Source organism: Vibrio sp. VP6, from assembly GCF_028823755.1.
GTDB classification, from domain to species: domain Bacteria; phylum Pseudomonadota; class Gammaproteobacteria; order Enterobacterales; family Vibrionaceae; genus Vibrio; species Vibrio parahaemolyticus.
This window is the reverse complement of the sequence record NZ_JAPEID010000065.1, coordinates 1-8060: the sequence shown is the minus strand read 5'-3', so window position 1 is coordinate 8060 and position 8060 is coordinate 1. Positions and strand designations below refer to the sequence as shown.

Sequence of the window (8060 nt, the reverse complement as noted above, 5' to 3'; positions counted from 1 at the left end):
GCGCCGCCAATCGCGAAAATTGCACGTAATACAGGATGAGCTTCGTAAGTTTTATGGCTCCAAAGGCGATGATATCCCGCAGTAATCGACAGGTTAGTGAAACTGAATGCAAGGATACCCCAAATCAAGTGCTCCCAGCCCAGTCCATAATGATATGCGTACCAAGGCATTACAATAAACGTTAGAACAAAACTGGCTGAAAAAATCAATATATTCAACCAGATAAATGGTGGTTTGTTTTGATTCACTGAGGTATTCCTAACTTTGAGCTAACAACTGTTCGCTAGAATATCAGCGAACACGTGTAAGTCAAATTAAAGTTAGATAAATGTGACTATTCTTGTTGAGCTGAGCCGGAATTCTAACTGGGATATTTTGCTTTTAATTTAATAATGAGTAGTATTAAAAAATGAGCTATGGCTTGAGGTGTATGAAATCTACCAAGTAATAGGCTTTATAAAGGTGGAATATGCCAAGGCTCTGTGGAAAAGCAAAAATGTAAGAAAATAGGGATACGTAATGGAATTACGATTAGCGGAATATAAGGACTATGAACGCATTGCTCAATTGCATGCGGACAGTTGGAAACGTCACTACCGAGGCATTTTAACGAACACTTACCTGGACAGCGAAGCCATCGACGACAAATTGTTGATTTGGCAGACTCGCTTAACCAATCCTCCATTTAACCAACATATCGTTCTTGCAGAAGAGGGGGGCTTGTTACTCGGCTTTGTCTGTGTCTTCGGCAATCATGACTTTGAGCGCGGTACATTCATTGACGCTCTGCATGTTGATGATAGCTATCGTGGTCGTGGTATCGGCAAACAACTCTTGCTTGCCGTTGCAGAGTGGCAACAGCAATACTTCAAAGATTCAGGATTGTATCTAGAAGTTGTCTCGCAAAACACATCAGCGATTTCGTTCTATCAACATATTGGTGGACAAGAATGCCAAGAGCGTACGTGGCGTGCTCCGGGCGGAACAGAAGTAATGGAAAAAGTGTTCCGTTGGTCTAACGCGCAAGCGCTGGTAAATGGCATTGAGGAAAACGTCATCTATTCATAACGCTTGCTAAGCGAAAGAACGGAGACGATAAGAGCAGCACTGACGCTGCTCTTTTTTGTTTGCGGGATAGTTAACAATCTGGCGAGTTAAAAAGACAGGCCCATTTCCTTTAACTCACTTTCACATTGGCTCGCGTTTTCAAACTGAATAGCAGCCATGCACACCTGTTTGGCCCCTTCGACGTTGTAAGGCATATCATCCAGAAAAACGGTTTCTGATGGGTTTAAGTCGTAGCGGGAGAGAAGCGCTTGATAAATTTCCGGTTGAGGTTTTAAAAGTGCGACTTCGGCAGACACAATCGCGCCATCAAAAAGTGGCCAAAAATTGTACGTTGATTTTAAGTGTTCGACAATTTCTACAACATTATCAGTTAGTGCGTAGACACCGTAACCCGCTTGCTTCACCTTTTGTAGAAGCTCAACACTGCCGAACAGTTGAATCTGAGTCTGTTTTACGTAGTAGAAGAAACAGCAACATTCTTCAGCCGTTAAGTCGAGTTCTTGTTGGTAACGGTGTATTGCTTCTTCTTCGCTGATCAAACCTTTGTTGAGGTCTAGCCAAATCTTGTTTGAGAACAGTCTTTTCGCCATTTGTTCTGCATCTACGGAGTGACCAAATGTTAAGCGTACAATCTCTGGTGGTGACCAACGAACCAGTACGTTGCCGACATCGAAAACAACATTTTTAATTTGAGAGCTTTCCATAGAACACCTTTGATTTGTGAGTTGGCCAGAGTAATCAAATGAAGATGAGTGAGAACAACATTCGCGTTGCCCTCGCATAAGTTGATTCTACTTGAATCACAATAAAATAATATGCAATTGAACTCGTTACCAAAAAATTCGTGAAATCAAGCTGAACTTAGATAAAAGACTGAATTTAAAGACAAGCATCGCGAATAAATTGACGGATTTCGCGCTGCTTATATTTGGCAAGTAATATATAATTACAAAACAACGTGATTATAAAAAAGATAGCAAGTCACAACTTTGAACGTCAGGCGGAGTAGACAAATTAGATAGTATGGATTCGATACGTAAGGTATATGAGTACGCAGAGCCCAATTTAACATTAGTTGGTTGGATGGGATTTATTGGCTTCCCGCTCTACTACTTCGTTTGGGACTTCATGTTCCCGCAATCCTATGAAAACTTGCCGCTACGTTTGTTCTGTTCCGCACTGTTTTTTGGCATCATTTTTCGTAACCGTTTGTCGTCATCATGGCGAAAGTACGTGCACATCTATTATCAAATAACGATTACGACCTGTTTACCTTTCTTCTTTTTTTATATGTTACTCATGAATGATTGGTCCAATGTTTGGGTGATGTCATTCATGTCGGCTATTTTCCTGCATATTTTGTTGGTTCATGTCACAAGGGTCATGTTTGCTCAGACGTTCGCTGGTATTGGTCTAGCGACGTTTTTTGCGTGGATCGCGAAAGGCTTTCATCTCGATATCACAATGGATTGGACGCATGTGCCGATATTTTTGTTTATTTATGTGTTTGGCAACATGTTCTATTTCCGAAATCAGGTCGAGCATGAAGCAAAAGTATCGCTCGCTAAGTCGTTTGGCGCTGGTATTGCTCATGAAATGCGTAATCCACTCAGTGGCTTATGTACGTCGATAGATGTTATTCAGTCTGTCTTGCCTAACAAAAAGGCGATGGGCGAAAAAGATCAGTATGTGATGAGTGGTGAAGATGTAACCTTGCTCCGTGAAGTGAGCGAAGATGCGATGAACATTATTCATTCAGGCAACGAGACAATCGATTTATTGCTCACATCGATTGATGAAAACCGCGTATCTCGCTCTTCCTTCAAAAGATATTCTGCTCAATCGGTGGTTGAAAAAGCCATTGAGAGTTTCAGTTATAAACGTTCGACAGACAGGTTCGCGATCTCATTCGATGCAAGAAGTGAGTTTGACTTTTTGGGTAGCGATACATTGTTAAAGTACGTCATGTATAACTTGTTTAAGAACGCATTTCATCATCGCAGTTCAGACGAGTTTCATATTCATGTGAGTATGCAAAGTAATGACACGGTCAACCAAATTGTAGTGACGGACAACGGATCAGGTATTGCGCCAGATGTGATTCGACATATCTTTCAGGACTTCTATACCACAGGTAAATCGGGCAGCTATGGCCTTGGACTACCGTTCTGTAAGAAAGTCATGCGTTCATTTGGTGGTAATATTAAGTGCATTTCCCAGCCGGGAGAGTGGTCACAGTTTACGTTGACTTTTCCGCCTATCACATCAGATACGGTAACGGAAATTAAAGATGAGCTGACCAAAATGAAATCGATTTTATTGGTTAGTAATCAAGACATTATCGTGCAAAAAATGGCAGATATTAGTCGCTTCATGGGATTTGATGTCACCGTTTTAGATGTAAAAAGCGTCTTTAAAAAGAAAGAATACGAGTTTGAATTTGACCTGATATTTGTCGATGTGGAAAGCCTTGATGTTTTAGAAAACCAATTAGACAGAATCGAATCGTTACTTTCATTTACTGAAGCGCGTGTGGTGTATCTTTTTGAGCACAAACCTGCACAACGAGCTAAAAAAGCCGGCAATGACCCGATTTGGGTAGAGACTCAAGCGTGGCTGCTAAACACTAAAGCTACGATTGAACGTTTGCTTTACGATTCCACTTATATCTCGTCAACCTTGCCATCTGCGCCTTTAGATAAATCCATCAAACGAACCATCATGGTTGTGGATGATAACGAGTCTCTGCGTAAGTTTACGGCGATGTTACTAGAGAAGCAGGGATTTGAAGTGGTACAAAAGGAAGATGGTCAGCAAGCATTGGACACTCTTGAAAAAGAAAATATCGATCTGATTTTAATGGATATTGAGATGCCAATCATGGACGGAGTAGAAGCGTCGCGACGTATCCGTAACTCAGAAAAGCCGTATGCATCTGTGCCGATTATTGCGCATACGGGAGACAGTTCTCCTGTGACGCTAGATAAAATTGGCTCATCCGGCATGTCCGACTTTATCGTTAAACCCGCTGATAAGAATCGCCTTTTCGATAAAATTGCTAACTGGATTTAAAACAGAGCTCAGGATTGAACTGAGCTCTGACCTTTCACTGGAGCCAAGCGTAGGCTCAGCGTCCACTACGAATCAATTTACACAAACTCTAAGTCGGGATGGTCAAATGCCTCCTGACAAGCCGATAAGACGTGATCCACTTGTTGAGCTGTCATGTCGGCATTGACAGAAAATCGAATGATGTTCTTGTTTCTGCCCGTGGCCGGTCGGCAAAATACCGCACCGAAAACGTCTCTTTCTTCAAGGAAATCGCGTACTCGTTCAGTGTTTCTCTCACTTCCACACTCAAGAGCAATAATCTGCGATTCGCTGCGAATGTTAAACCCAATACGTTTTAATCCGATCGCGAGTTCTTTGGCTCGCTTGAACAAACATTCACGTTTGTCGTCAGCCGCTTTAATTACCTCAAGTGTTTTTTCTAAACGCACGACTTCTTGTGGCAAAACCGTTGAGCTAAAAATCGCAGGATAGGCCACGAAGGGCAGCGATTGTGCTAGCTTGTTCGGGCCTAAAATCGCACCAGCGCGGTAGGCGAACGTTTTCGCCAAACTTACGGTAACGAAATCCACCATCTGTGTTAGTCCCAGTTCTTGTAATAATCCAGACCCCTTTGGTCCGTGTGTGCCTAATGAATGAGATTCATCTACCACTAAGCCACAATCGAACTCCTTCGCCATTTCGTAGATGGCACGTAATGGGGCGATTGTGCCAATCGTGCTATACACCGAATCGACAACGATGATTCCCGCACCGTGGCGTTGGATCTGCTTGCGCAGATGATTCATGTTGTTATGCATGAAAGGATGAATCTGCGCTCCGGCGGTGCGTGCTCCTTCCCACAACGACATATGAGCGAAAAAGTCGATGTATACGGGAAGGTTTGGAGCGCAGATGGTTTGCAGTAAACCAATATTGGCTGCCCATCCTGATTGTGACAACAAACAACTTTCCATGCCGACAAACGTCGCTAGCTGGTGCTCAAAGGCGGGTTTTGATTGATCATCTTGCAAGAAGATTGCTGACATCACGACATTGTCATCTCGTTCAGAAATTGCATCTCGATGCGCTTTCTGAATGAGCTCATTGTGAGAGAGCGAAAGGTAATCATTGCTTTGCATAACCACAGCATTTTCGGACGGTCGTTTGCCAAGAACGAGGTGTTTTTGATTTTCGTTAGATTTAATTAAATCTTGAATATGGAAATTAAGGCGTTCCTCGATAAAAGAGGGCAGTGGTTTAGTTTCGTTTTTAGTACACATAATAAATCTCTTTGTGATTTGGAAAAACGCCAGCGCTGACCTTATTTATATTGAAGATTTTGGGGAGAGTGTCACTAATCAAGTTGCATAACTTTGCTAGCGCTTGCAAACTCGATATTTAAGGGTTGGATGGTGGCTGTAACTCCTTAGGCTACGGGGGTCTAAACTAGTTTGTGTTCAATAAATAAACATGGTTTTTTGTGCTTGTACGCCGTAAAAAATGTAGTACAAAGTTCCACGTAAATACGACAAAAAGTGGTTACGTTGATGAGGCGGGGTTATCTAGTTGGGTGTAAAAGTGGCGGACAAAAAAGGCGCGAAAATCGCGCCTAGGAATAGAGTGAGAAAAAGAACTTAGCGTTTGTTACGTAAGTAACGTTTACGACGTTCTTCCTTACGTTTCGCTTTCTCTTCTTCTTTGCGAGCCGTTTCTATTTCGACTTCGATCAGTTCTTGAGTAATCATCTCAGGAAGCTCAAGAGTGATTTGTCCTAGTGTACCTTGTCGAAGCTCGTGAAGTAGAATCTCAGATACTTTATGAAGATCCACTCGGCCACCTGCTCGTAGCGCGCCGCGACGACGGCCAATTTCTTCCATGATCTCAATGTCAGACTCTGGCAGCTCTTCGATTTGGTAACGTTCTTTTAGACGTTCTGGGTAATGCGCTGCTAGATACTCAACAGTGTAAAACGCAACTTCGTCGTACTCCATTGCCGTATCTTTTACGGCACCCGTTGCCGCTAAACGGAAACCACTATGTGGGTTTTCCACTTTTGGCCAAAGAATCCCAGGAGTGTCAGACAGAACAATGCCGTTTTGTAAATTAATGCGTTGTTGGCGACGCGTTACCGCTGGTTGGTTACCTGTTACTGCGATAGTGCGACCAGCCAGTGTGTTGATGATGGTCGATTTACCCACGTTCGGGATGCCCATGATCATGGTACGAATGTTTTTACCAACTTCTTCACGGTGTGGCGCAAGCTTACGACAAAGCTCCATAATTTTATGTACTTCTTGAGGCTCAGAAGTCGTAATTGCCATTGCTTTTACGTTTTGTTCTTTCTCAAGATGGTCAATCCACAGTTGCGTCAGCTCTGGATCAGCCAAATCGCGCTTATTTAGCACTTTTACAACAGGCTTTTCACCGCGGATTTTTGAAATCATAGGGTTTTCGCTACTGAAAGGAATACGAGCATCCAGTACTTCGATGATCACATCCACTTGCGGGATGGCTTCTTCGATCTCTTTACGCGCTTTGTGCATGTGGCCAGGAAACCACTGGATTGAGTTGTTAACCATTTGAAAATATGCCTTTAAATTTATGGTTAAGCTGTGGAAAGTATGAGGTGGGGTATCAAAGGTACGATATCGGTCACCTGAAACTACGACAGCATAGATGTGAGGATCTTAACACTTTATCTTGTAGCGGAAAACGTTCAGGAACCCTTATCATTTAGAAACAGAGTTTCAACGTGTTCCTCTCACGATCTCGGACCAATATCAAAGGCATTCAGTTGCGACACAATGGCCTTAAATAAGGAATACAAAAATGAACAACAGTGGAACTGTTCAAATTGCTTTTCTTTATTTAACCTGCATAGGAGAGTTTGATTGAGTCGGCAACGCGCGGTTTTGAATCGAGAGAGTTTATTGGGGACGGTCTAAAGTAATAGTAACCTTGAGTTAATGAGTGGCTTGTCTTTAACATCTTATGATGCTCGATGTACTCAGCACCCTCGAAGATCAATCCGTGTAAGCAGAAAGGGGCTAAGAAGTACTCTAGTGCTTGTATAGACTCTTGGTCGGCGTGTTTTAGAAAGCTTTTGTCAATCTTGATACGATCCCAAAGTATGTTGCCAAGTGACATGTTAGCCAGCTTGTTGTTACGGTGATAGTCATCCAGCCAAATCTCGATATTGTTCGCTTGTAACACTGACAAGTTTTCGCGTATTTCTTTTGATTCGGTATAACAATCAAGCTCGCTTATCTCAAGAGCAAACTTAGCACCATTGAAGCTTAAAAGCTTACGGACAAAATCTTCGTCAGCTAAGCAAGAGAGTTTAATATTAAAAGAGTGTAGTTGGTGAGGGTATTTTTCAAGAGAAAATCGAATTTGTTGTAAAGCGAGAGTTTGAATAAACGTGTTGTCTATAATGGAAAAGAATACGTCGTTGTTTATGTTGCTTTGAGCAAAAGTGCTTATCTTAGACAAAGTTTCGTAATATTGAATCTCTTGGCTTCTAGGACAGAGGATAGGTTGTACTAACGTTTTTATATCAAAGTCAGTCAATTTGAAGCTAGGTAGGTAAGGCATATTCCTTTTCATATTATCCACTTTATCAGTTTACTATTACTATGTTTGACTCACACTTAAACATCGTTTCATATTCTATATCTAAAGTTATTACGTCAGGAAATTAAGAATTATAATACCTTTATAAATAATATTTAATGTTCATTAAGCACCATCGAGAAAACAGGTGCCTAATGAACGATGATAGAAATTTATTTCGCAACAACAGACAGTTCTACGTCGAATTCTTCGCGACCACTGATGCTGAAATAGTATTGTCCCATTTTGATCGACCCGTCTTCATTTTTTGGGATTGAAATCAGGCTTTGTTGCGTAATTCAGACGAGAAACCAAACCTCCTAAAGTTG

General features: G+C 41.9%; 6 protein-coding genes and 1 pseudogene. 2 read left to right on the top strand and 5 right to left on the bottom strand.

What is annotated here, in order from left to right:
* Positions 1-248: pseudogene (locus OU793_RS22875) on the bottom strand (acyl-CoA desaturase); the annotation flags it as partial.
* A 271-nt stretch (positions 249-519) separates the two neighbouring features.
* Between OU793_RS22875 and OU793_RS22870 the strand changes: the two are divergent.
* Positions 520-1068: a GNAT family N-acetyltransferase gene (locus tag OU793_RS22870; protein WP_015313129.1), complete on the top strand. Its 549-nt coding sequence runs from the start codon at positions 520-522 to the stop codon at positions 1066-1068.
* 86 nt (positions 1069-1154) lie between these two features.
* Here the strand turns inward: OU793_RS22870 and OU793_RS22865 are convergent, their stop codons facing one another.
* Positions 1155-1772 carry an HAD family phosphatase gene (locus OU793_RS22865; protein WP_140104040.1) on the bottom strand — a complete coding sequence of 206 codons (618 nt, stop codon included), beginning with the start codon at positions 1770-1772 and terminating at the stop codon, positions 1155-1157.
* Positions 1773-2091: 319 nt separating this feature from the next.
* Here OU793_RS22865 and OU793_RS22860 point away from each other — a divergent pair, with 319 nt between their 5' ends.
* Positions 2092-4140, top strand: a complete 2049-nt coding sequence (locus tag OU793_RS22860; RefSeq protein WP_140104041.1) for a response regulator — start codon at positions 2092-2094, stop codon at positions 4138-4140.
* A gap of 77 nt (positions 4141-4217) precedes the next feature.
* On the opposite strand, the gene cqsA is transcribed toward OU793_RS22860, so the two are convergent.
* The 3 genes from cqsA to OU793_RS22845 form a co-directional block, all read right to left on the bottom strand.
* Entirely contained in the window at positions 4218-5399 is a 1182-nt protein-coding gene (gene cqsA / locus OU793_RS22855; protein ID WP_005486564.1) for an alpha-hydroxyketone-type quorum-sensing autoinducer synthase, read from the bottom strand.
* Positions 5400-5753: 354 nt separating this feature from the next.
* Positions 5754-6698, bottom strand: a complete 945-nt coding sequence (gene ylqF, locus OU793_RS22850) for a ribosome biogenesis GTPase YlqF (RefSeq protein ID WP_005454328.1) — start codon at positions 6696-6698, stop codon at positions 5754-5756.
* A gap of 289 nt (positions 6699-6987) precedes the next feature.
* Positions 6988-7725 (bottom strand): EAL domain-containing protein, encoded by a 738-nt coding sequence (locus OU793_RS22845; RefSeq protein ID WP_029799842.1) that lies wholly within the window; start codon positions 7723-7725, stop codon positions 6988-6990.
* Positions 7726-8060 lie beyond the last annotated feature (335 nt).